Origin of the sequence: Thermococcus sp., assembly GCF_026988555.1 — an archaeon.
GTDB lineage: Archaea > Methanobacteriota_B > Thermococci > Thermococcales > Thermococcaceae > Thermococcus.
In genome coordinates this window covers 16,704-39,355 of record NZ_JALSLB010000036.1, presented here as the reverse complement: position 1 = coordinate 39,355, position 22,652 = coordinate 16,704, and the positions used below count along the sequence as shown (strand labels likewise).

Here is a 22,652-nt window from a genome sequence, read left to right as displayed (position 1 = left end):
GGTTCTTCTGCCCGGTTCGGACCAAAAGGAGAGATTTATTATGAAAAAAATTCTGAGCGCAGCGCTCTCGCTGCTAGTACTGTTTAGTTTGATGGCGGTGTTAGGGCCCCCCGCCGTTTCTGCAAAACCGCTGAGCGGATACAACGTGCTGATACTGAAGAACGTGGATGCATGGAACTCACCGGCGGTCGAGGACACCCTCAACAACATGGGCGTCCCGTACGATGTCATGACGAGTACTGAGCTCCAGAACAAAACGGCCCAAGAGCTCATAGACGCGTATGATATGATTATCCTCATCAGCGACCAGCCCCAGAGCTTTTACGACCAGATAGGGCTCCAGATGGGCAAGCTGGAAGAGTACGTGAGGGCCGGGAAGGTTCTTGAGATCCATGCCGCCAACTGGGGATGGAACGGAGGGCTTTGGACGACACCCCTCCCAAGGAACGTCACGATAGTGCGGAGCTATTCGAGCTACGATTATGTGATAGCCAACAACACGACGCTTTACAGCAGCTACGCCAGCCACGGCTACTTCGTCGGCCTCCCGGCCGATGCAGAGATAATAACCGTCCAGGCACCCACCGGAAGCCCAGACTACGGCAAGCCAAGTACCGCGATATACACCCTCGGGAACGGCAGGGTTTTCGTCACCGGTTTGACTCTGGAATACAGCGTTGCCAGAAAAGGGCCTGAATGGCAGGAGTTCTACCGGGAGATGATCCTCGCCAACTTGGACTACTCAAAGGTCGGTCCGCAGCAACCGGTTCCAACGGCGAAGGGCCTCAACATAATGCTCTTCAACTTCTACTACTACGTCCAGTACCACCGGAACCTTGAGAGATACAACTCCCTGTACAAAGAGGCCGTTGCAGGGGGAATGGACAACGAGACCCTGGGGCTGGCGGCCATCCAAAACGAGACAGCCGCTGATTACTACGCCAACGCAAGTCAGTACGGCCCGGTTGTGGCAAACTTCCCGAGAATCTACATCTTCATAGACCTGAGAAAGGCGGCGCTTCATCAGAAGCAGGCCGTAAAGATACTCAACGATGCGATGGCCGACTGGTGAGCCATCACATCAATTCCACCATTTTTCTCACCCGCCTTGCAACTCCCACGGCCACAATAGCCTTTAGGATATCGAACGGCACAAAGGGTAACACGCCAAGCTCGAACGCCCTTCTGAAGTCCCCCGCCATGAAAAAACCAAGGCGAAGCCATCCCAGAAGATATATCAGGCCTACAGCCAGAAGGGAGCCGAGCAGATATCCTCTAACATCCTCCCAGCGTTCGGCGAACAGGCCGGCAACGTACGCGGCAGGGGGAAAAGCGATTATGTAGCCCCCGCTCGGGCCGTAAAGGTGGGCAAAACCGCCCGAAAAACCGCTGAACACAGGAAAGCCAACCGCCCCCGCCAGGACATAGAGCAGAACGGTCACAAAACCGAGCCGTGCCCCGAGAAGCAAACCGGCCAACAGAACCATCAAAACCTGCAGAGTCACAGGAACGGGACCGATGGGAATCTCTATCCACGCACCGACCGCAGTCAGGGCAATGAAGAGGGCGGCGTATGCAACCTCTCGGGAGTCCATCCCATCACCGGGACGGGGAACATCCCGATGTTTAAAACGGTTCCGGTTGGGGAGCCGACCCATGTGGCCCGTGAAAAAACCAAAGCTAGGACTGGCATCATTTTCACGCCAATGACCCTGGTGGGAACTTTTTTAAGCTGCTGACGGTGACTGGTAGGTGATGCTGAGGGCAGAGAATATCTGGCATATATACGAAAACGGAAGGATTGCCCTGAAGGGAATAAACTTCACTATGGAAAACGAAATCGTTGCCCTAGTTGGCCCCAACGGCTCTGGAAAGACGACTCTTGCCAAACACCTGAACGGCTTGCTTAAACCGAACCGTGGCAGGGTAACGGTTGATGGTCTGGATACGCGAGAAAGCACCGTCGCCGAAATTTCAAGGAAGGTTGGCTACGTCTTTCAAAACCCTGAGAACATGTTCTTTGAGGAGACGGTTTATAAGGAAGTCTCCTTTGGTCCAAGAAACCTTGGGTTAGGTGAAGAGGAGATAGATGGACGTGTTGAGTGGGCGCTTAAGGCAGTCAATCTTGAAGGCTACGAGGAGAGGACACCTTACTCGCTCAGCGGGGGAGAGAAGCAACGGCTGGCCATAGCGTGCATTCTGGCCATGAGACCACGCTATATAATCCTCGACGAACCGACTACGGGACTGGACGCTAAAAGCACGAGGAGCGTTGTTGAGGTCATCGAAAGGCTCCACTCGGAAGGACACGGGATCCTCCTCATCACCCACGACATGGAGCTGGTTCTGGAGGTGGCGTCCAGAGTTGTGTTGCTTTTTGAGGGTGAGAAGATCTTCGACGGTCCCGTTGAGGAATTTTTCAAGATGGAACTCAAGGGATACGCCCTTGTCAAACCGGAGCTGCTGAGGATAAGCGAGGGACTGGGCGTTGGATTTGTGAGGGACTCCCACGAACTCATAGACGCCATTCGGGGCGATGGGGGATGATGTACTCATTTTATGTAGAGCGAGATTCACTCCTTCACAGACTCGACCCACGCGTCAAGATAGTGGGGAGTGGCGCAGGAATAGCTGCCATGCTGCTCTTTAACGATCCTGCGGTGCTGATGGGACTGTTCTTCCTCATCCTGTTCGGAGGAAGGTTCCTGGGAAGAACAGGGATAAAGGAGCAGCTGAAGCTCCTGAAACCCATCTTCCCAATTTCCATGATCACCGTGATCCTGTGGCCCATAATCTACACCCCGCGGCTGAGGGGACTTCTGTTTGGGATCTCCTTCGGCTTTCGACTCCTCACGTTCGCCCTCGTTACTTTTCTCCTGCTGATGACGACCCAGCAGAGGGACCTGATCCTCGGCTTTGTTAGGTTAGGCCTGCCCTACGAGTTCGGTCTGACAGTAAGCATAGCCCTACGCTACATTCCAACGCTGTATCTCCTGGCAACCAACATCATGGACGCACAGAAGAGCAGGGGGTGGGAGATGGAAAAGGGGAACATGATAACGAGGATCCGAAAAACGACGGTTGTTCTCATTCCCCTCCTTATCTCATCCCTAAAAACAGCCCACGAACTCAGCATAGCCCTTGAGAGCAGGGCACTTGGCGCGAGCAAAAAGAGAACGTTCCTCCATGACATACGGATGGAACGTCGTGATTACGCGGCGATGGCGACCGTTCTACTCCTTCTAGCAGCGGCGTTGTACATCCGTTACGGCCTTGGGATGGGGCACATCATCATTCACGGATGAGTTTCAGAAGGGGCTTGACCAGGGAGTCCGCGGGGATGGAGTGGTCACCTAGGGCGGATACGGCGTCCAGTGGCGCCTTCAGGATGGTTATGTTCAGGCGGTAGTGGCCGCGGTATGAGTTCGTTCTTAGAACGATGAGGGAATCGAACAGCCCTGGGAGCAGGAAGTGCTCGGTGAACTCCGCGGGAAGGTTGAGTTCGTTCATCTCCATTGTTTCGTGTGTGAGGATCAGGGTCAGGCCTCTCTCATCGGCGATACGCCGCGTCTCAACAAGCCCCTCCACGTTCCTGTTAAGCAGGGCCGAAAATCCACTAACAACGACGATAGAGGCCTCCTCAACGAGGCCCAGTGCCGAGACCAGTTCATCGAGGGAGTACACCCTGCCAAGGTATAGGTTCTCGGTGCCACCCAAGGGACCCTTCGGGGGAATCAACCCGGCCGGTCCGATGTTATATATCCCCGTCTCGGAGGGGACCGAGGAAATGATGCCCCGCATGAAGAGGGCCTTTGAAAGCTCATCTCCAAAAAGAAGGGCCGATAAACTGCCTTCGGAAAATCCCAGGGGAAACGCGTCGAACGGTTTGACCTCCCTCAATTGAATATCGGATGGCTTTATGAATACCGGCATCTTAATCGCTGGGATATAGTCGTCCATTCCTTTTATAGATTTCGAGGGGAGAACTTTTAAAGGGGGCGGCCGAGTTAATGGGGGGATGGGAATGCTCGAATCCTTGTGGAACTTCCTCAATCAGTACTTCATAACACCCATGTATACCCGCAGCGGATACAACGCCGTTAACACGTTTTTGTACGCGTTCCTATTTGGACTCGGTGTCATATACTCATACAGGTATATAATAAAACCCCTCAAGATAAAGGTTGATGAGAGGTTGTTCTGGGCCGTCACGCCCATGGTCGTCTTCGGCGCCACGGTGAGGGCACTTGTGGACGGCGGTGTCCTGCCGGAGAACCCGTGGATTCTGACGCCGGGAATCTTCTTCACCGCGTTCATTCTCATAGTGCCCGCGCTCGTGATAGACGCGAAGACGAAGATGTACCCAAAGGTCACCGTTGGGTGGGGCACCCTCCTTGCGCTATGGGCGAACTACCTTCTCTTCACCCACGCAAAGAGCTGGGAACCCTACGGGCTAACGCTCCTGCACACATTCATCAGCTGGGCCCTCGTTCTGGCGTTCTATAGATGGAGGCCCTTTGACCGGATGTACCTCTATCCCGTACTGGCACATCTCTACGACATGGGGTCAACCGTGGTTGCCATCCACTTCTACGGTTACTACGAGGTTCACTGGATAGAGCACCACCTGGTGGACTGGTTCGGAGCCTACGTCTACTACCCCTGGATAACGGTGATACTGATAGCGGTTTACTACGGTCTCAGGTACCTCGTGCCAGATGAGGAAGAGAGAAAGTACTGGTACCTGGCCATATATATCCTTGGACTGGGACCCGCGGTAAGGGATCCGGCGCAAATGGTGATGCAGATAGGAGGCTGAGCATTCAGCCGTTCCTTTTTCCTCTTCCTTCCGCCCTTCACTGGGCCTGGTCCTGTGTTCCCCTTTTTCTTTGGTCTCTATGGCTTGCAGGCCTTTGATACCCCCTCTTGTCCCCGTAATCCCGGCGTATCATCCTGCCCTCCTCAATTTCCCTTCTAAGGGGCTTGGCCTCCTCCTCGGCGTTCCTCACGCGGAAGACCCTAGCTATCCTCTCTATCGCCTCGAGCTTCCTCACGATGCCGTCAAGCCACGTGAAGACATCCCCGGGATAGACTATCAGCCCGTAGACCTTCCTGAAGTGCTCAGCTATCTGGGTCGGGTGTTTGCCGTTTCTCCTCAGCTCGATTATCATATCGCTCACGCGCTCCATCGCGTAGTCGGTGCAGTCCTCCTCGGGACACATGAAGAACTCCTGGTAAATAGTGAAGAGCTTCTCGGCGGCGTTCGGACTGAGCTCGGGAATCACTTTATCCAGTTCATCGAGTATTGAGGCAAAGCTCGGCGAGAAGACGTTTGCACTCAGCCTTCCCCTAACTGCGCCCTCAAGCTCCCTCTGGAGGGTTCCGCTAAGGTAGAGGTTCTCGAAGGGCAGGAGCTTGACTGCTATCCACCGGGCCGGCTTCTTTCCGAGGTTGTCCCTTATGAACGCCGCCTCCTTGGGCAGGAGGAAGCTCATGCTGACCGCTCGCCCGTAGGGCGTGACCTCAACTAAAGAGCCCCTGAGCCGGACGAAGCCGAACTCCCCAAGCTTTTCGAGAACCTTTTCCGCGCTCTGGTTGGCACCGAGGCATCTGGACTGGACATCCTCGATGACGTCGAGGCGGTTGAAGACGCAGGAGTGGGCCAGAACGTTGTCCTGCTCCAGCTCGTCGCTCCACTCGACGATGACGGGCTCAATCGGTGCGGTAAGGAGCTTGAATGCAACCTCATCCTCGCTGCCTTCCATCTGGGCGGAATACTTCCTCCCTGGCTCGACGATGAGGTAGACCCTGCCCTTCTCGTGGTAGAGGGGCCTTCCCGCCCTTCCGAGCATCTGGTGGAACTCCCTGACGGTGAGCCACTTGTTGCCCATCGCGAGGCTCTCGAAGATTACCTGGGAGGCTGGGAAGTCAACGCCAGCCCCCAAAGCCGCTGTGGTAACGACAACGTCCAACCTCTGCGCTAAGAACTCCATCTCGGTGAGCTTCCTCTGCTTGTAGGGCAGGCCGGAGTGGTAGGGCTTGGCTTTAAGGCCTTTGCTCGTGAGGTAGGCGGCTAACTCGTGCGTCCTCTTGCGCGAGAAGGTGAAGACTATCGTCTGCCCCCTGTAGCCCTGCGGGGATTTCCTCATCGCCTCGGCTTTACAGAGAACCGCTATGTGGCGCCACTTCTCGCTCTCGTTCCTCGCTATGATTATGTGCCTCTCCAGATCCACCGGCCTCTCGTCGTACAGGACAAGCTTCAACCCGAGTTCTCTGGCCAGCTCGTCGGGGTTCCCGACGGTGGCGCTCAGGCCTATGAACTGGGCATCTGGGTAAAGCCTCCTTAAGCGAGCTATTAAACCGTCCAGCCTCGGCCCGCGCTCCTCGTCGTCCAGGGTGTGTATCTCATCTATAACTATGGTTCCAACGTTTCCTATCTTCCTGCCGGCGCGGAGGAGGTAGTCTATTCCCTCGTAGGTTCCAACGATTATGTCCGCATCTATCCCAGTATCAACCACAACCAGCTCGTCCCGGGTCTTTATGCGGCTCATGCCAACTCTTATCGCCACGCGGAGGCCGAGTTTAGAATAGCGCCGCTTGAAGTCCTCGTACTTCTGGTTCGCCAAGGCAACGAGGGGGACGAGGAAGAGGAGCTTTTTTCCTTTCATAGCCTTTGGAACTCCCGCCAGCTCACCGATGAGGGTCTTACCGCTCGCAGTGGCTGAAACCACAAGGAGACTCTCGCCCTCAAGGAGGCCGTTCTTTACAGCCAAACTCTGGACCGGGAGAAGTTCGTTAACGCCTTCAGCTTTGAGAACGAATTTAAACTTCCCGGGAAGCGGGAGCTCGTCAACCTTTACCTTCTCTACCCTGAGATGCTTGGCCTTCAGCTCGTCCCACTTGGTTATCTCCGGGTGCCTCGTCGGGTCGAAGCGCGGGTCAAAGGCGTAAAGAACCTTATCGAGGTCCCTGAACCGGTCAAGGAGCTTCTTCGCCTGGTCGAACATGGCAACGCTCTTGAACCTGAAGCGGAGTTCCCTCTTCAGTTCGTCCTCGGCACAGCGCTCGCAGATGTACTCGCCGTGATATTTAATGCGGTTGCCCCCGGTGAGGACGGTTATCCTGCCGTCGAGGAGGCAGAGACGGCAGAGCTCGGCCTTCTCAACGCGCTTGTTTTGGAGCCTGCGCTTAAAGTAGTCCTCCCACTCGTCCGCGTTCACCAGAACGAGTCTCGCCCCGCGGAGGAGCTTCTCCATCTCCTTTGGGTTTCGGTAGCTGCTCCCCTCAAGGACCTTAAAGAGCCTTCCCTCATGCATTATGAAGCGATATATCGCATCGGCCTTCAGGTTCTTCATCGCGGTGAGCTTTTCAGGTTCATTCTCGATGAAGAACGCCTCAAGCTCTTTCTTCTTCCTGCCGGGCCTCACAACGAAGAGCATCAGAATCACCAGAGCTTAACCCAGTTGTCCTTAAATGAATCCAGGATTATCGTTACCTCGACCCTCTCAAGGTTCTTTCCAAAGTACCTCCTTTTTAAAAGGCCCGCGAACTCCTTCACCCCTGTGATGTCCCTAAAATGGGCCTTTATCAAAACCTGATTCTCTCCGGTCCTGCGGTAGACCCCGCAGACATTGTCCAAGGAAGCAATCCTCCTGAGGATCCCATCGACGCTCCTATCATCGACGGATAAACGGACTTCAAAGAGGGCCTGAATAAATTCATTCAGAAAAGCCGGGTCAACGATGGCTGAGTAGCCCCTAATTGCCCCGAGCTTCTCCAGCTTTTCTACCCTGTTCTTCACGCTCGCCGGGGACAGGCTAACCCTCTTCCCGAGCTCTGTGAGGGTTATCCTGCCCTCCTTCCGGAGGATTCTGAGTATCTCCCTATCCTTCTCGTCTATCCCCGGCATCGGCTCCACCAGCTAAAAGGGAAGGAAAAATCAGCGGGTGATCTTTATCTCCCGCATCAGCTCAAGGGGCTCCGGGTTCTTCTCGAAGTAGTCCCTGACGGGCTTGAGGAGCTCAATGAGATATTCTGCCACCGCGTTCTTGAGGTCGAGCGGGTGGAGCTTGCCCTCGGCGAAGTCCCTCTTGAGCTCCTCAATGGTCGTGTAGGTAACGTCGCCGCCGAACTTGGTCGGCCTGTGGATTGTGAACTCGACTGGTTCTTCCCGGAAGATTATGTACTCCGCCCAGTCGAGGACGGGGTTGTACCTGACCTCCCTGACCGGACAGAAGGCCTTCCTGAGTTTTTGCCTTATCTCCTCCGGCGTGTCGTGGATGAAGACCGCCGAGTAAGGCTTGCTCTTGCTCATCTTCATCTGGGTCTTCAGCTCCTTGAACTTTTCCTCGTCCTCTATCGGCCAGACCGGCGGTTCCTGAAGGCCGAGCAGGAGGTGGTGGTGTAAAGCCACAGGCTTGAGCTTCTCCCCCTTCCACTCAAGGGGATGATATTTCAGCTTTTGAGCGACTTCAATCGCTATGACGTGGGCCTTCCTCTGATCCATTCCGGCGTGGGCTATCGTGACGCCCTGGTAGAAGATGTCAGCCACCTGCATCGCCGGGTAGATAAGCTTGGCGAAGTCTATCCCCTCTCCCATCTGGCGACCCATTATCGTTATCGAGCGCATCATCCTCGCGAGGGTAACGTTCTTGGATATGTCTATGACCGTCTGCCAGTAGTCGCCTTTCTCCAGTATCTCGCTCGCGAGAACGAACTCGACCTTCTCCGGGTCGCCGCCCATGACCTTTATGCTCTGCTTCATGCCCTCCTTGAAGTAACTCAGCGCGACCTTCTGAATGACCTTGAGGTCTCCACCGAGCTTGTCGTTTATCCAGCTGTGCCAGTCCGCTAAGAATATCCTCGTCTTGATTCCAGCCTTCTGGAGGTCGGCTATCTTCGCTCCAGCCATAAGCCCGGTTCCGAGGTGAATGTAACCGCTTATCTCGAACCCGATGTAGTGCTGCATTGGAACGCCGACTTCAAGCAGGTGCCTGAGGTTCTCCTCCGTCAGAAGCTCCTCCGTGGGCCTTCTCTTAATGAGCTCTATCCTTCTCTCAATATCCATGCTCACCACCTGAGGGCAAAACGGTGCAAGCCTTTAAGGACTTTGCGGAAGTTTTTCTGGCTTGTTAAAGTTAGGATTCATAAGATTTATAACTTCTAAAGCGTTACATAGGCAGGTGATACCATGAAGAAGGTTGCTATACTAATGGCGGCCCTCGTGCTGCTGTCTCTTTTTGGTGTCTTTGCCACACCAATGGCCAGCGCTGCAACAACCGGAAAGCCAGTGATAGCGGTTGATCTCATACATGGGGAGAACCCCAAGGGTCTCCTGCCTGTGACCTACAAGAACAAAACCCTGACGGCTGGAATGGTCGAGACCCTGACCCAGTACACCTTCGTCTACTTCGGCGACACCAAATATGAGGACGAGCTTGGAATCAAGGACCTCGGGGGACAGATAACCTACGACGCCCTCAAGAACAACAACGTTTCGATACTCGTTCTCGGCCAGCCCACGAGCCCGTTCCTTCCTTCGGAGATAAAGGCCATAAAACAGTGGCTTCAGGAGGGTGGCCACGTCCTCTGGATAGCCGGTGACAGCGACTACGGAAACGGTGCCAAGACCCAGCAGTTCGTCGACAGCCTCCTCGACCAGCTAAACATAACCAACCTGCGCGTTGACCTCACCTCCGTTGAGGACGCCGTCAGCAACGCGGGTGGGAAGTCCTACCGTGTCGTCGCCTTTGACGACCCATGGAAGGACACACCGAAGAGGAGCATTCTCACCCAGAACCTCAAGTACGGTGGAAGGATCCTCGCCCACGGTCCTGGCGTCGTCGCTTGGATTGACGGCAAGGACGGGAGCGGAAACTGGCACCCACTCAACACCAACGTTAAGCCAGCCGATACCTACGTTATAGTCCATAGCAACGCCAGTTCGGATATCACAGAGAACAACGCCCCCGCTGGAAACGCCTACCAGGCCGGCCAGACAGGCGAGTTCCCGATCATAGCCGCCCAGATAGTCAAGCTCAGTGGAAAGAACCCCGATGTTATCATCGTCAGCGGTGAGACCCCGATCGGCGGCTACGAGCCCATGTGGGCCAGCCAGTACTACGGTGTCAACCTCGACGGTCCGACCGTCATAACCAACGTCTTTGAGTGGAGCCTTGAGATGACCAAGAAGGAGGGGACCTCCGGTGGAGGAATCTGCGGTCCGGCTCTGATAGTTGGACTGGCGGTACTTCCACTCCTGCTGAGGAGGAAGAAGTGACGACCTTTCCTTTATTTTTATAGTTGAACCACAGCATTTTTTAAAGAACCTTCCTAACTTCCCAGGAGGGATTCACATGAAGAGGAAGTTCATGGCCCTGTTTTTCGTTCTGGTGTTGGGATTGAGCGTAGTAGCCAGCGGCTGCATCAGTGGAAGCAGCTCAAGTAGCGGCTCAAGCGGCACCGCCACCCAGAGCTCCAACGGCATAACACTGGTTATTGTGACCAGACACGACGCAACCATCCAGTACAAGGTCAAGCAGACTTTCCTGAAGAGCGAGATAGCCAAGGAGTACCACATAACCGGCCTCAAGTTTATAGGCGTTCCTGAGGCACTGTGGCCGCAGTACATCAAGCAGGGTGCCGACGTCGGCTGGGGCGGAGGTCCAACGCTGTTCGATGACATGTACAAGATGGGGTACCTAGTCCCCATAACCAACCAGAAGGTTCTCAGCCTCATCGGGACCAAGATACCCGAGAGCCTCGCGGGCATGCCGATGATCAGAAAGAACGGCACCAAGGTCTACTGGATCGCGGCGGCCCTGTCGTCCTTCGGTTTTACCGTCAACAAGAAAGAACTCCAGAAGTGGAACCTTCCATTCCCCAACAAATGGGAAGATCTCGCGACCCCCGATTGGGCGGTTAACCCGCCGCAGTACGGAATCGCCGACCCAACCAGAAGTACCTCAAACACCAGGATATACCAGATCATACTTCAGGCCTTCGGATGGGACCAGGGCTGGCGTGTGATGACCCTCATCGCCGCCAACTCCAAGATATATGAGGCGAGTGATGCCGTCAGGGACGCCGTCATCAACGGTGAGATTGCCGCCGGAAACACCATCGACTTCTATGGTTACACCGCTATGAAGCAGAACCCGAACTGTGTTTACGTCATCCCGCAGGGTGAGAGCATCATCAACGGTGACCCGATTGCGCTTCTCAAGTACAGCAAGCATCCAGAGGCCGCGCAGGCCTTCATCTACTGGGTCCTCACCCAGGGTCAGGCCGTCTGGATGAGTCCGGACATCAACAGGCTCCCGATATGGGGCGGTATCTTTAACCAGACCATAACCCAGGAGTACTCCAAGGTTCTCTTCAACGGCAAGTTCGCGGGCAAGACCTACGGACAGGCCAGACCCGCCCTCCTCAAGGCTTACCAGATAGCCCTCACCAGCAAGGGGATACCCTTCAACGACAACGAAGCCCTTAAAACCGTCAACTCTCTCCAGTATTACTTCAAAGCAACACTCATAGACGTTAACGGGCCGCTCCACCAGGCCTGGACTGCAATAGTCAAGGCCTACAAGGGTGGAAAGATAAGCGAGAGCCAGTTCAAACAGCTTGAAAACGAGCTTACCGCACCGATCCAGTTCAAGGACCCGCTCACGGGGAAGACCGTTACATTCACAGAGGCCTACGCGGCCAAGATAAACGACAAGATATCCACAGACGCCAGCTTCCAGAGCCAGATCATGCAGGAGTGGAGGACCGCTGCTCAGAAGAAGTACAACAAGGTCCTCAGCGACCTCAAGTCAATGAGCGGCTGACGAATTGTTTCCATTTTTCCTTCAATTTTCAGTGCTTTACCCCAGTTTTTTGACATCTCTGCGTTTAGACCCGCGGGGTACATCGGGGAGATGAGTCGGGGTTGAATTTTTAAACGAGCTTTGCAGAAACCTTTAAAACTCAGGTCATCAAAAACCGTAGGCATGTGCGTGATGCATGAAAAATCCAGAGGAGGTCAAGATCATGGCGGTCAACAAGTGGGTTGAAAGGTTTTTCGGAACCCCAATGCCGGATGCTGTCGTTATATCCTCTTTCCTGTTCCCGCTTATCTACCTGATAGCGTTTTTAATAATACCAGTGCTCGTGATGCTCCTAACGGCTTTCCTTTACCACGGACACATATCCCTCTTTTGGTTCAAGAGCATCTTCGGGTCACCATACTACTTCAATCCGTTGCACCCCGAGGGTTCCCTAGTGACGACCATCCAGCAGGGTAACCAGACGGTTTATTACCTCTCAGGCTGGGATTTTGGGGTGGTCATAAACTCGATCCTAGTGTCCCTGACGGTCATGCTCCTGACGACGATACTGGGTGTGACATTTGCCTTTGTGATGGCCAGGTACGATTTTCCCGGGAAGAACATCATGAGGATACTCCTCTTCGTACCGCTTCTCGTGACTCCGTTCGTCAACGTCGTCGTCGTTAAGAAGATGTTCCTCCCCAACGGCCTAATAAACTGGATATTCTACCAGCACCTTCACCTGTTCCCACACCCGATATGGATAGACGGACTCGTGGGTGTCATCATAGCTCAGTCAATAACGTACTACCCAATCGTGTACCTCAACGCCTACGCCAGCTTCATAAACATCGACCCCTCCCTTGAGGAGCAGGCCGAGAACCTGGGCAGCCGGGGGTTCCACCTTTTCAGAACCGTAACGTTTCCGCTGGCCCTCCCGGGAATCGCGGCTGGTGCCACCCTCGTTGGAATATTCAGCCTTGAGGACCTCGCCGCGCCCATAGTATTCCAGGGAACCGCCATAGCCAAAAAACTCATGTCCTTCCAGATATACAGCTCGTTCGTTTCAGGGTTTGCAATTGGGAATCCCCAGATGGCCGCTTTGAGTCTCATCATGCTCACGATTGCCCTCATAATGTTCCTGACAATACGCTGGTACGTCGGCATGAAGCAGTACGCCATGCTCAGCAAGGGCGGCAGATGGAAGCCAAGGGTGGCAAAGCCAAAGGGATGGCAGGCGGCGATTATATACCTGGTGGTTGTACCGCTCCTTCTAATCACCATCTTCCCGCAGATCGGTGTCGTTCTCTTGGCGTTTTCCAGGAGGTGGTACGGGACGTGGCCCGAGGGATTCACCCTGGCCAACATGAAGGCCCTCATGACTCAACCGGACATAGTCCGGGTTATCGAGAACAGTCTTATATATTCAACGGTAGCCATAGCGATAATCCTACTGCTCTCCCTCACCGCATCATACGCCGCCGGGAGGTTCAAGAAGGCCAAACTCGCACCTGTCCTCGACAGCCTCGCAACGATACCCATAGCGGTTCCGGGGATAGTCATCGCCATGAGCTATTTCTTCTTCTTCTCCACGGTTCCGCCGTTCAAGGGGACGATACTGGATCCAACCAACTTGCTCGCCTTCTTCCCGGGGGCGGCGTTGATACTAGCGTACTCCATAAGGCGCCTGCCCTTCGCAGCCCGCTCCATCTCCGCGGGGATCCAGCAGGTACACGTTTCCCTTGAAGAGGCAGCGGTGAACCTTGGAGCGGGGAGATGGAAGGCCCTCACGAGCATCCTCATACCTATGATACTCCTGAACCTGCTCGGAGGAGCCATGCTGAGCTTCGTATACTGTATGAGCGAAACAAGCGTCGGCATCACCCTTGGTTCCATCAACTCCACGTGGTATCCGATAACGGCCAAGATGAGGGAGCTCATCATGGGAGCCGTCGGAAGTGCCAGCCTCGCGGCGGCTCTGGGTGTCTTCCTCATGCTAGTACAGATACTCGCCATAGTCATTGCGAACGTGATAACAAAACAGAGGTACTCGTTCATAGGCCTTACATGAGGTGGTTGAGATGGTTGAGGTTAAGCTTCAAAACATCGTTAAAACCTTCGGAGAGACGGTTGCCCTCAAGGGCATCGACCTTGACATAAAGCACGGGGAGCTCTTCACACTGCTCGGTCCCAGCGGCTGTGGAAAGTCAACGACACTGAGGATAATAGCGGGTCTGGAGTACCCGGACAGCGGAAAGATATACTTCGGGGACGAAGAAGTGACGTACCTCCCATCACACCAGAAGGGAGCAGTCCTTGTCTTCCAGAACTATGCGCTCTGGCCCCACATGACCGTCTTCGACAACGTCGCCTACGGCCTCAAGCTGAAGGGGATGCCAAAGGAAGAGGTAAGAAAGAAAGTCGAGTGGGCACTTGAACTGATCAAGCTCAAGGGTTTCGAGAACCGCTATCCGACCCAGCTCTCCGGTGGGCAGCAGCAGCGTGTCGCAATAGCCAGGGCCCTCGTTGTCGAACCCAAGGTTCTCCTCTTGGACGAGCCACTCAGCAACCTCGACGCAAAGCTCCGCCTTGAGATGCGTTCGGAAATCAGGAGAATCCAGCGCGAACTGGGCATCACCGTCATCTACGTCACCCATGACCAGGAGGAGGCCATGGCAATAAGCGACAGGATCGCGGTCATGAACGTCGGAACCGTCGAGCAGGTCGGAACGCCGAAGGAGATCTACGAGACCCCGAGAACGGAGTTCGTCGCTTCGTTCATGGGCAAAACTAACGTAGTTCCGGCCAAGGTTGTCGAGAGGAACGGTGACCGCGTCACAGTGGAGTTCGAGAGCTTCCGCATGGAAGGCCTCCACTACACCGACAACAGCGATGACGTGGTTCTCGTCATAAGGCCGGAGAGGATAAGGCTCAACCAGGTGGAGAATGGGGTCTCCCTAACAGGCACCGTCGACCTCGTGGAGTACTACGGCTTCTTCGTTGAAGTGATCGGTCTCTTCGGAGAGACGAGGCTCATAGCGAGAACCATAAGCGACAGAGGGTTGGAAGGCCTAAAACCCACAAAGCCCGTCACGTTCTACATAGAGAAGGACGATATAATCGTCCTCCCCAAGCAGCAACTTTAAACCCCCTCTCTTATTCTTCTTGGTGATAGCATGTTGAATTCGATGGAGGAGGGAAAGGTTTACGAGGTTCTCCTGGTGACCACCTCAAACGTCACTCCAATCGGAGTTGTCAGAGAAGGCAACGTTCTCAGATTTAAACTATTCCCGGGCAGGAGCTTCCGAGACCTTCTGATGAAGCCACGAGCGTCAATACAGATAACGAACGACGTTGAACTTATCGTGAAGGCGGCTCTCAACCTGCCTATTGACGTCAAATTTGAGGGAGGCGGTGGGTTTAGGTGGATAGCAGGCCTCCCCGGTTGCTATGGAGATGTGAACTACGAGCTGGCAGTGTGGAAGGACGAGATCGGTGAGAGTGAGGTGCTCTTGGGGAGGTTCGTTCCCTCCGGTAGGATAGGGGGCTCACTCCGTCAGCTCCCGTTGAGCAGGGCGGATTTCATGCTCCTGGAGATGGCGGTTCATTTCACAAGATTTACTGTTTCCAGAGACCCAGATCTCTCCAAGAAAATAAAACTGCTGTATGGGGAGTACAGGAAACTCGGGGGACACTCGGAGGTTGCCGAGTACATAATGAAAAACTCAGAAAACCCCCGTATTGATGGGCAACGGGAAAACTTTTAACCGCCCCATCTTTCCATATTATTTGGTGATACCATGGTCAAGCGGTTAATCGCAAGTCTTGCCATTTTAATGGGGGTTATTGCCCTTCTCGGAGCAGTACCAGCAAGCGCGGCTCAGTACGACACCACCTACAGCCATTACCTCCAGCAGCCCGCCCCTGCGGTGCCCGCATTTGCCCTGCCTGGGGGCAGCTTCTCACTCCATGTCAAGGAGGGGGTGAGCGTTGAGGGGGTTCAAGCGGTTTCAGTTCTCCACGGTCCGTACAACCTTGAAATAACGGGAACCAGCGGAAACATCGTGACCGTTAAGGTTCCAGAGAACGTGGTTCCGGATGAGTACTTCCTCCTGATAAAGACCAACAAAGGCACACTGGTCCTACCAAACGGTTTGAGAGTGTACAAACAGTGGCCCAAGGTTCTGAGGGTGGCATGGGTCAGCGATACCCACGTCACGAGCAGTGCCAAGATCGGTTTCGTCTGCGGTCCGTACTTCCAGCGCGACGTCTACCAGCTTGAGAAGATGTGTTCCAACCCGATTCCCCTTCACAGCGTTGTTGCCACGGACAGCGCCTACACGTACTGGGCCATGAAGGGGGTCGACCTGATAATAAACACCGGTGATGACGTTGACAGCAGTAACGACCTCGTCGGATACAACATCATATACAACATCATGGAAAAAGCCGCCGCGGACGGCCAGACCCACATCAGCATCAAGGGAAATCACGATGATCCTCCAACGATATACAAGCAGATAATCGCAAACCCGATGTTCTACGTGACGATCGGGAAGTTTCTCATAATAGGTCTCGACACCGGTGGAGACCGCGGCTGGCCAACGATGGATGAGATAACGTGGATGGAGGGGGTCCTCAAGAACCACCCCGGATACACCCCAATAATCCTATACCACCACCCCTACTTCTTCGCCCCGCGCTGGAACTACCTCGGTGGCGTGATAACCGGTCTCGACCCGAGCAACGACAACGACTGGAAAGAGCTCGAAAACTACGTTGGAAACTACTGGAAGGGAAACCTCACGGTCGCGCGGCGCTTCCTTGAAGATGTGGTCAAGTACAACATCCCCCTGACCATGAGCGGCCACATACACCACGATATGTACTGGAGGTACGTTGACAAGGAGGGTCACGTCCACTACTTCCTCACGCTGACGTCAACAGGAGCCCCCGATAAGGAGACTAACCCCGCCAGCAACCCCAAACACAGCCCTACCTGGTACGGAACCAACTTCCTCCTCGTGGGGGAGAACGGCAGCGTTGAGATGCCCTTGACTCCCGTTGATATACAGGGAAACAAGGTCAGGAGCGACTTCATAAGCGTTCCCGTTCCGCAGGAGTTCATGGTGTTCCGCCACAACACCGATTTTGGAACCGCGGTCAAATTCATCAACGAGCTCAACCACAGCGTAAGCGGACCCATAACATTCACGATACCGGCCGGGGCGAAGATCGATCCAAAACACACCAACATCACCTACACCGTACTCGGTGAGAGACAGATAGGCAACAACGATTACCTGATGGTGAACGCAACGGTTCCGACCGGGGTCTCCCAGATAGTTATCACCAAGGGCACCGATACAGAGAAGCCCGTCCTTCAGATAGCTTACCTCCAGCCAAGTCATCCCAAGCCTGGAAAGACCTCCATGATCTACTTCACGGCCCAGGACAACCTCGGAATACGTGACCTCTACGCACAGGTCCTCGACAAGAACGGGAACCCGATAAAATACGGAAAGGTGGACAAGTTCCCGGCCGAGGTGGGAAGCGGAAAGCCTGACAACACGTTCTACACCGTGGAGCTTCCACCCCTTGACCAAGGCACCTACACGATCAAACTGGTGGCGGTTGATTTCTACGGCAACAAGGCCGTCGTGACAAAGGAAGTAAGCATTAAAAACCCGACCTCAACATCGAGCCCAAGCCCAACAACATCCAGCAGCTCCGGTAAGAGCGTATGCGGACCAGCCGCCATCATAGCACTGGCCATACTTCCTCTGCTCATGAGAAGGAGGAAGTGAGCCCTCTTCTTTTCTTTCCCTTTAGGGAAGGTTTTTAAACCGTCCCCTGAACCCCACCATGGTGATGAAGGTGAAGTTCAAGGGGAAGGCCTTCGGTAACCTTGTGAGAATTGAGTTCAATATACTAACCGTTGGCGAGCTTAAGATAGACGATATGCGAGACTTTGACGTTGAATCCATAAGGGTGGAGCTCAGACCAACATCATCCGGAATAAAAGTCATAGGAATATGGGAAGGAAGTGTTGAAGGGATGGGGGAGGGTATAATGAAGGCCCTCCAGGAGAGTTATAAACTCCGTGAGAGGATACTGGCCAGGATAAAGAGCAAGACCGAGGCGATACGGAGCACCATGAAGAGTCTGGGATTCACGGAGGATGTACAGGGATACGGGAGCATCATCCGATTCACAAAACGGGTTGGGTCGTACGAGATAGTGGTCGTCGCCTCGACTACGGACGATGTCGTGAGGGTTGAGGTCTACGGCAACGACAAGAAGATACTGAGCCCGGAACTGGAGAGCATATTCGAGGACGTTGAGGTGGAGGAGCTTGAGATATACGACCTCGAAGACGAGAAGGAGGAACGCCTCGTCATAAACTTGGAGATACCCAAGAACGAGGACAAACCAGAAAAGAAGATCGTGGAAGCTATACGGATGATAGAGAACATGCTGATGGCTTAGTCCCTTCGTCATTTATATTTGTTGTCCAGCTGCAGCTGTTTCAATCTCGCCGTTATCCCTTTTACAGGGGCGCTATCCTGACTGAGCACTTTTCCGGTTCTTACGTCGATTTTAGCGTAGTACAGAGCCTTCTCACCGGACAGCTTTATCGTGATGTAGCCCTTGTCCTTGTAGTGGGTCAGTCTCTCGGTCTGGAGGTTGGATTCCCCACGTTCCCTCCGGACCCTCTCTTTGAACGCCTCCTCAATCGCCATCTCGGTGAACCTGACGTCGCGCTCAAGGACCTCCCCCGTGCTTCTATGAATGGTCAGCGTTCCGACCTTTGTGCTGCCGGCAAACTCAACCCTCCAGTTCGTATCGAGGGATACTCCCCGTATCGTAGCATCCTCGTCTATACCTGCCATTTCCTTCCCGGCTATCTCCTCCACCACCTCCCTCTTGAGGACCCTGTCCGTTTCCTCCAGAAGCTTGCCGTCCTTGCTCAGCTTAACGGTCACCTCCTGGCGTCCATCCTCTGCCCTGACCTCGTACACCTCGTCCAGTTCGTTGAGCGATGTTATTTTGAAGCCGGGGTACTTCGTTCTGAAGACCTCACTCGCACGCTCCGGGGAGATAGAAACGGAGTAATCCAAGATGTCCCCGGTTGCACCGTCTATCTTGACCCGGGCAACCCCGTCCCCGCTGACTGCCTCAAGTTCAATGTACTTGTGCTCGAGGATCCCGTAGGAGTTAAGTGAGAGGTTCCTTAATGGGAAGTTCTCTTCTATTATCGCCCTCGAATTCTCAAATGCCGTTTCAGGACTTGGAAGCTTTCTCACCTTGGAGTACCTTCCTGTTGTGAGGTCTATCTCGACGACGGCTATCCCCTCCCCCGTCAGGATATCGGCAACGGCAACTTTCTTCCCTTTCTCAAGATTGAGAAGGTTCCCGTCCGGATACAACGAGGACAGGAGTCCGTCAAGGGCAGCATCGTTCATAAGGGACTCAAGGCGCACCAGTTTCCCTGTGTAAGCGTTGAAGGTCAACTCAAACGAGAAGCGGGCGGTGCCTCCGGTTACCCTAACCTTCCCACCATCCCTCTCAAGCTTGAGCACCTCCGGCTCTTCATTAACGGTTTTGAAAACTGCCTCGCGTGCCGTTTTCAAGAAGTACTCATCGGGAAGGGGTTTTATTTCAAACACGACTTTCCCAGTACGGAGGTCTACCGATGCCGTAGCGGTGTTCTTTCCCACACCGAGCAACAGTCTCGCACTGAGCGGGATATAAACCTTTTTCCGTTCATGGATTACGATTCTGCCTTCCGGAACGCCCAGTTCCCTTGCTGCATGGGCTTTGAGGACGAGAACCGCCTCACTGGGAGTCAGTGAAACCTCTATCTCACGCTCGGTGGCCCTAACGCTGGATCTGTCGTTCAGCAGGGCTTTGGTCACGGGCGTCTTGAGCCTCTCATCCTCGCTACTCTTAACCGTCACGTTCTCGGAGGAAAACACAACCGCCTTATCCCTCACATCCTCACCGTCCAGGGACCAGGAGAATATGTACGCACTGGAGAGGGACACGGAAAGGGATTTCAGTTTTATCTCAGCTGGTTTTATGGGATACCCCTCGGCTACTACCTTGGAAACTGTCTTGAGCAGGCCTTCCGGCGAGAACTCATAGAGGAGGGGAGCGTCCAGCTCGAACTCGTTCAAGGGGTACCTCTCTTCCTTTTCCTCTTCCCTCTTTATAAGAGTCAGCTCTTCAGGGGCCTCCACACCATAGTTCTGGAAGAGAAAAACCAGCTTATCCCCGTCCCACGGAACGATTTTACCGCGATAGTCGCGGGCTATAAGAACCTTGGAGTCCTTGGTAAACCCCGCGGGGGAGATTATGATGCCCTTCTCGGCTTTGTATTTGTTCACAAGGTCGGCAAAAACGTTAACGTCCTTGGAAGAGGCGAGCCCACGCCTGTGTAGGGCTATAACTATCTTTTCCGTTCCGGTCAGGGGGTCGTCCCTTACGGCTACGATGTCGACTCCCCACTCCCTACGGTTGGCAACCCTCTCATAGTCCCTGAAACCCATTCTACTGAGCAGTTCAGTGATTCCATTGATGAGGATATCCTCAGGCGCCATCATTATTAGATCAGAGTTCCACTGCATTGCACTCACCCGATAAACAGGAATTACTCACCTCCTATTTTCCTTATCATTTTATAAATCTCTTTCTCTTCCCACCGTTATCACTGGGAGTGTTCAAAATAACTTTTTAACCGACCAATTTCAACATTTCCGTGGTGATGGAATGTTCAAGCTCGATGACTTTGACTATCACGGGAAAACCGTTTTTCTCAGGGCCGATTTAAATTCCCCGGTGAAGGGGGGTAAAATCATAAGTGATGCACGTTTTAGGGCCCTCCTACCAACCGTGATATACCTCCTCGAAGGTGGGGCAAAGGTCGTCATCGGCACCCATCAGAGCAAGCCGTACAAGGGGGACTACACGACCACGGAGGAACACGCAAGGGTCCTGACCGATCTTCTTGGGCAGGACGTGGAGTACGTTGAGGACATCTTCGGAAGGTACGCCCGTGAGAAAATCAGGGGGTTGAGGCCGGGTGAAGCGTTGATCCTTGAAAACCTTCGCTTCGCGTCGGAGGAGGTCAAATACAAACCCATCGAGGAGTGTGAGAGGACGTTCTTCGTGAGAAAACTCGCCCCACTCATAGATTACGTGGTCAACGACGCCTTCGCGGCCGCCCACCGTTCCCAGCCCTCCCTGGTGGGCTTCGCCCATCTGAAACCCATGATAATGGGTTTTCTAATGGAGAGGGAGGTCAAGGCCCTCACCAAGGCGTACGGAACGGAGGAGAGGCCCAGGGTTTACGTCCTAGGAGGGGCAAAGGTGGGCGACTCGCTCCGCGTTGCCGAGAACGTCCTGAGAACCGGGAGGGCTGACCTCATACTCACCGGTGGGCTGGTAGGCCACGTCTTCACCCTCGCCAAAGGTTTCCATCTCGGCGACGCCAACCTTGAGTTCATGGAAAGGCTGGGTCTCCTGGAGCTGATCGATCGGGCCGAGAAAATCCTCGACGAGTTCTATCCTCAGGTGAAAACCCCTGTTGATTTCGCTGTTGATTACAGGGGGGAGCGCGTCGAGGTTGACCTGTTAAGCGAAGAGAAATGGCTGTTTGATAATCACCCGATACTGGATATCGGTTCTAGGACGATCGGAAAGTACCGCGAGGTTCTGATGGAGGCAAAGGTAATAGTGGCCAACGGGCCGATGGGGGTCTTTGAGAGGGATGAGTTTGCTGTTGGAACGGTTGGGGTCTTCAAGGCAATCGGTGAGAGTCCGGCCTTCAGCGTAGTAGGCGGTGGCCACAGCATAGCGGGTGTATACCGGTACAACATAAAGGGGATAAGCCACGTCTCCACCGGAGGAGGTGCTATGCTGAGTTTCTTCGCAGGGGAGAGGCTACCGGTTCTTGAAGCGTTCAGGGTGAGTTATGAGAGGTTCCGGGATATGGTGAAAGGACGTACAGACCGCACACTCCGCGGTCACCCGTAGTTCATCGGTACCTTAAAGACCACACTTTCATCCGTACCATCTCAGTCTATAGTTGCCCTCCTAAACTCAAGCGCCGCTATCCCCGCAAGGAGTGCGGCGAGTCCACCAAGCACGAGCCAGTCAGCAGTCATACCGAAGGCTGGGGTGACACCGGCCAGGTAGTAGCGCGAGCCGTCGACCGCGTATGTAAGGGGGTTCATTTTGGCGAGCCACTGCATCCAGCCGGGCATCGTGCTTATCGGATAGAACGCCCCGCTGAGGAAGGTCATCGGGAGCATTATCATCATGATGATCATCTAAAAGCCCTCCATGCTCGTCATATTCAGGGCTATCGCGACGCCCATCCCCGCTATTGCTATCCCGACCAGAAACGCCATTCCAAGGGCGGGTAGGACCCCCGGGAGCTTTAAATCAGCCAGCGCAAAGCTTAGGGCCAGGATTATGATGCCCTGCATCATGGCCCTTATCGCTCCACCGGTTATTCTTCCCAGTATCGCCTCGGTTCTGCTCGCCGGGGCAACGAGTATCTCCTTCAAGAAGCCGAACTGCTTGTCCCAGATTATCGTTATCCCCTGCATGAAGCTCATGTTGAAGACCGTCATCGCGACTATTCCGGGGACTAGGTAGGTCATGTAGTCAACGCCGCCGAATATTGAAGTTGCCATCGGATTGCTGAAGACACCGGACCAGCCCTTCCCGAAGAAGATGAGCCAGATCAGGGGGTTTACTATGCTTCCTACCACCCTTGCGCGCGAGTGGGAGAACTTCTTCAGCTCGCGATACACCATCGTCGTGAATACCCTCATC

18 protein-coding genes and 1 pseudogene are annotated in these 22,652 nt (G+C 54.3%); 12 read left to right on the top strand and 7 right to left on the bottom strand.

Annotation, left to right across the window (positions count from 1 at the left end; genetic code table 11):
- Nucleotides 1-40: 40 nt before the first annotated feature.
- The gene (locus MVK60_RS05295) at nucleotides 41-1,072 is read left to right on the top strand and encodes a pyrolysin (protein ID WP_297437188.1); all 1,032 of its coding nucleotides are present in this window, start codon (nucleotides 41-43) and stop codon (nucleotides 1,070-1,072) included.
- Between the two features lie 4 nt (nucleotides 1,073-1,076).
- On the opposite strand, the gene MVK60_RS05290 is transcribed toward MVK60_RS05295, so the two are convergent.
- Nucleotides 1,077-1,595, bottom strand: a complete 519-nt coding sequence (locus tag MVK60_RS05290) for a biotin transporter BioY (RefSeq protein ID WP_297437186.1) — start codon at nucleotides 1,593-1,595, stop codon at nucleotides 1,077-1,079.
- 160 nt (nucleotides 1,596-1,755) lie between these two features.
- Between MVK60_RS05290 and MVK60_RS05285 the strand changes: the two genes are divergently transcribed.
- Both MVK60_RS05285 and MVK60_RS05280 read left to right on the top strand, forming a co-directional pair.
- Nucleotides 1,756-2,547, top strand: a complete 792-nt coding sequence (locus tag MVK60_RS05285; protein ID WP_297437184.1) for an energy-coupling factor ABC transporter ATP-binding protein — start codon at nucleotides 1,756-1,758, stop codon at nucleotides 2,545-2,547.
- Complete coding sequence (locus tag MVK60_RS05280; RefSeq protein ID WP_297437182.1) at nucleotides 2,544-3,305, top strand: energy-coupling factor transporter transmembrane protein EcfT; 762 nt, start codon at nucleotides 2,544-2,546, stop codon at nucleotides 3,303-3,305. The genes MVK60_RS05285 and MVK60_RS05280 overlap by 4 nt, the downstream gene beginning before the upstream one ends.
- On the opposite strand, the gene MVK60_RS05275 is transcribed toward MVK60_RS05280, so the two are convergent.
- Nucleotides 3,292-3,960, bottom strand: a complete 669-nt coding sequence (locus tag MVK60_RS05275; protein ID WP_297437178.1) for a hypothetical protein — start codon at nucleotides 3,958-3,960, stop codon at nucleotides 3,292-3,294. The two genes, MVK60_RS05280 and MVK60_RS05275, sit on opposite strands and share 14 nt — an antisense overlap.
- Nucleotides 3,961-4,024: 64 nt before the next feature.
- Between MVK60_RS05275 and MVK60_RS05270 the strand changes: the two genes are divergently transcribed.
- Nucleotides 4,025-4,819, top strand: coding sequence for a DUF63 family protein (locus MVK60_RS05270; protein ID WP_297437238.1), 795 nt, complete (start codon nucleotides 4,025-4,027; stop codon nucleotides 4,817-4,819).
- Between the two features lie 37 nt (nucleotides 4,820-4,856).
- Here the strand turns inward: MVK60_RS05270 and MVK60_RS05265 are convergent, their stop codons facing one another.
- From MVK60_RS05265 to MVK60_RS05255, 3 genes are read right to left on the bottom strand one after another with little or no spacing between them, the layout of a single operon-like run.
- Entirely contained in the window at nucleotides 4,857-7,439 is a 2,583-nt protein-coding gene (locus MVK60_RS05265; RefSeq protein ID WP_297437176.1) for a DEAD/DEAH box helicase, read from the bottom strand.
- A gap of 5 nt (nucleotides 7,440-7,444) precedes the next feature.
- On the bottom strand, nucleotides 7,445-7,909 hold the full coding sequence (locus MVK60_RS05260) for an Lrp/AsnC family transcriptional regulator (RefSeq protein WP_297437236.1): 465 nt from the start codon (nucleotides 7,907-7,909) through the stop codon (nucleotides 7,445-7,447).
- A gap of 30 nt (nucleotides 7,910-7,939) precedes the next feature.
- On the bottom strand, nucleotides 7,940-9,067 hold the full coding sequence (locus tag MVK60_RS05255; protein ID WP_297437234.1) for a tyrosine--tRNA ligase: 1,128 nt from the start codon (nucleotides 9,065-9,067) through the stop codon (nucleotides 7,940-7,942).
- Between the two features lie 123 nt (nucleotides 9,068-9,190).
- On the opposite strand from MVK60_RS05255, the gene MVK60_RS05250 reads away from it, so the two are divergent.
- The 7 genes from MVK60_RS05250 to MVK60_RS05220 all read left to right on the top strand — a co-directional run bounded on the left by MVK60_RS05250 (nucleotide 9,191) and on the right by MVK60_RS05220 (nucleotide 18,296).
- Nucleotides 9,191-10,279 carry a CGP-CTERM sorting domain-containing protein gene (locus tag MVK60_RS05250; protein WP_297437174.1) on the top strand — a complete coding sequence of 363 codons (1,089 nt, stop codon included), beginning with the start codon at nucleotides 9,191-9,193 and terminating at the stop codon, nucleotides 10,277-10,279.
- Nucleotides 10,280-10,355: 76 nt separating this feature from the next.
- On the top strand, nucleotides 10,356-11,828 hold the full coding sequence (locus MVK60_RS05245) for an ABC transporter substrate-binding protein (protein WP_297437172.1): 1,473 nt from the start codon (nucleotides 10,356-10,358) through the stop codon (nucleotides 11,826-11,828).
- 202 nt (nucleotides 11,829-12,030) lie between these two features.
- Nucleotides 12,031-13,878, top strand: coding sequence for an iron ABC transporter permease (locus MVK60_RS05240; RefSeq protein WP_297437232.1), 1,848 nt, complete (start codon nucleotides 12,031-12,033; stop codon nucleotides 13,876-13,878).
- A 10-nt stretch (nucleotides 13,879-13,888) separates the two neighbouring features.
- A complete protein-coding gene (locus MVK60_RS05235; protein ID WP_297437170.1) occupies nucleotides 13,889-14,953 on the top strand; it encodes an ABC transporter ATP-binding protein in 1,065 nt (354 codons plus the stop codon).
- A gap of 30 nt (nucleotides 14,954-14,983) precedes the next feature.
- Nucleotides 14,984-15,574, top strand: a complete 591-nt coding sequence (locus MVK60_RS05230) for a DUF447 domain-containing protein (RefSeq protein ID WP_297437168.1) — start codon at nucleotides 14,984-14,986, stop codon at nucleotides 15,572-15,574.
- 33 nt (nucleotides 15,575-15,607) lie between these two features.
- The gene (locus MVK60_RS05225) at nucleotides 15,608-17,614 is read left to right on the top strand and encodes a CGP-CTERM sorting domain-containing protein (RefSeq protein WP_297437166.1); all 2,007 of its coding nucleotides are present in this window, start codon (nucleotides 15,608-15,610) and stop codon (nucleotides 17,612-17,614) included.
- 58 nt (nucleotides 17,615-17,672) lie between these two features.
- The gene (locus tag MVK60_RS05220; protein WP_297437164.1) at nucleotides 17,673-18,296 is read left to right on the top strand and encodes a hypothetical protein; all 624 of its coding nucleotides are present in this window, start codon (nucleotides 17,673-17,675) and stop codon (nucleotides 18,294-18,296) included.
- A gap of 8 nt (nucleotides 18,297-18,304) precedes the next feature.
- Here MVK60_RS05220 and MVK60_RS05215 read toward each other — a convergent pair whose 3' ends face one another.
- The gene (locus MVK60_RS05215; RefSeq protein ID WP_297437162.1) at nucleotides 18,305-20,437 is read right to left on the bottom strand and encodes a restriction endonuclease; all 2,133 of its coding nucleotides are present in this window, start codon (nucleotides 20,435-20,437) and stop codon (nucleotides 18,305-18,307) included.
- A 142-nt stretch (nucleotides 20,438-20,579) separates the two neighbouring features.
- On the opposite strand from MVK60_RS05215, the gene MVK60_RS05210 reads away from it, so the two are divergent.
- Entirely contained in the window at nucleotides 20,580-21,845 is a 1,266-nt protein-coding gene (locus MVK60_RS05210) for a phosphoglycerate kinase (protein ID WP_297437160.1), read from the top strand.
- 41 nt (nucleotides 21,846-21,886) lie between these two features.
- Here the strand turns inward: MVK60_RS05210 and MVK60_RS05205 are convergent.
- A pseudogene (locus tag MVK60_RS05205) lies at nucleotides 21,887-22,651 on the bottom strand (ABC transporter permease).
- Between the last annotated feature and the right edge of the window lies 1 nt (nucleotide 22,652).

What these genes read in the sequence shown, in the direction of transcription:
- MVK60_RS05295 (WP_297437188.1), top strand. Translation starts at nt 41, where the DNA reads ATGAAAAAAATTCTGAGCGCAGCGCTCTCGCTGCTAGTACTGTTTAGT.
- MVK60_RS05290 (WP_297437186.1), bottom strand. Translation starts at nt 1,595, where the DNA reads ATGGACTCCCGAGAGGTTGCATACGCCGCCCTCTTCATTGCCCTGACT.
- MVK60_RS05285 (WP_297437184.1), top strand. Translation starts at nt 1,756, where the DNA reads ATGCTGAGGGCAGAGAATATCTGGCATATATACGAAAACGGAAGGATT.
- MVK60_RS05280 (WP_297437182.1), top strand. Translation starts at nt 2,544, where the DNA reads ATGATGTACTCATTTTATGTAGAGCGAGATTCACTCCTTCACAGACTC.
- MVK60_RS05275 (WP_297437178.1), bottom strand. Translation starts at nt 3,960, where the DNA reads ATGGACGACTATATCCCAGCGATTAAGATGCCGGTATTCATAAAGCCA.
- MVK60_RS05270 (WP_297437238.1), top strand. Translation starts at nt 4,025, where the DNA reads ATGCTCGAATCCTTGTGGAACTTCCTCAATCAGTACTTCATAACACCC.
- MVK60_RS05265 (WP_297437176.1), bottom strand. Translation starts at nt 7,439, where the DNA reads ATGCTCTTCGTTGTGAGGCCCGGCAGGAAGAAGAAAGAGCTTGAGGCG.
- MVK60_RS05260 (WP_297437236.1), bottom strand. Translation starts at nt 7,909, where the DNA reads ATGCCGGGGATAGACGAGAAGGATAGGGAGATACTCAGAATCCTCCGG.
- MVK60_RS05255 (WP_297437234.1), bottom strand. Translation starts at nt 9,067, where the DNA reads ATGGATATTGAGAGAAGGATAGAGCTCATTAAGAGAAGGCCCACGGAG.
- MVK60_RS05250 (WP_297437174.1), top strand. Translation starts at nt 9,191, where the DNA reads ATGAAGAAGGTTGCTATACTAATGGCGGCCCTCGTGCTGCTGTCTCTT.
- MVK60_RS05245 (WP_297437172.1), top strand. Translation starts at nt 10,356, where the DNA reads ATGAAGAGGAAGTTCATGGCCCTGTTTTTCGTTCTGGTGTTGGGATTG.
- MVK60_RS05240 (WP_297437232.1), top strand. Translation starts at nt 12,031, where the DNA reads ATGGCGGTCAACAAGTGGGTTGAAAGGTTTTTCGGAACCCCAATGCCG.
- MVK60_RS05235 (WP_297437170.1), top strand. Translation starts at nt 13,889, where the DNA reads ATGGTTGAGGTTAAGCTTCAAAACATCGTTAAAACCTTCGGAGAGACG.
- MVK60_RS05230 (WP_297437168.1), top strand. Translation starts at nt 14,984, where the DNA reads ATGTTGAATTCGATGGAGGAGGGAAAGGTTTACGAGGTTCTCCTGGTG.
- MVK60_RS05225 (WP_297437166.1), top strand. Translation starts at nt 15,608, where the DNA reads ATGGTCAAGCGGTTAATCGCAAGTCTTGCCATTTTAATGGGGGTTATT.
- MVK60_RS05220 (WP_297437164.1), top strand. Translation starts at nt 17,673, where the DNA reads ATGGTGATGAAGGTGAAGTTCAAGGGGAAGGCCTTCGGTAACCTTGTG.
- MVK60_RS05215 (WP_297437162.1), bottom strand. Translation starts at nt 20,437, where the DNA reads ATGCAGTGGAACTCTGATCTAATAATGATGGCGCCTGAGGATATCCTC.
- MVK60_RS05210 (WP_297437160.1), top strand. Translation starts at nt 20,580, where the DNA reads ATGTTCAAGCTCGATGACTTTGACTATCACGGGAAAACCGTTTTTCTC.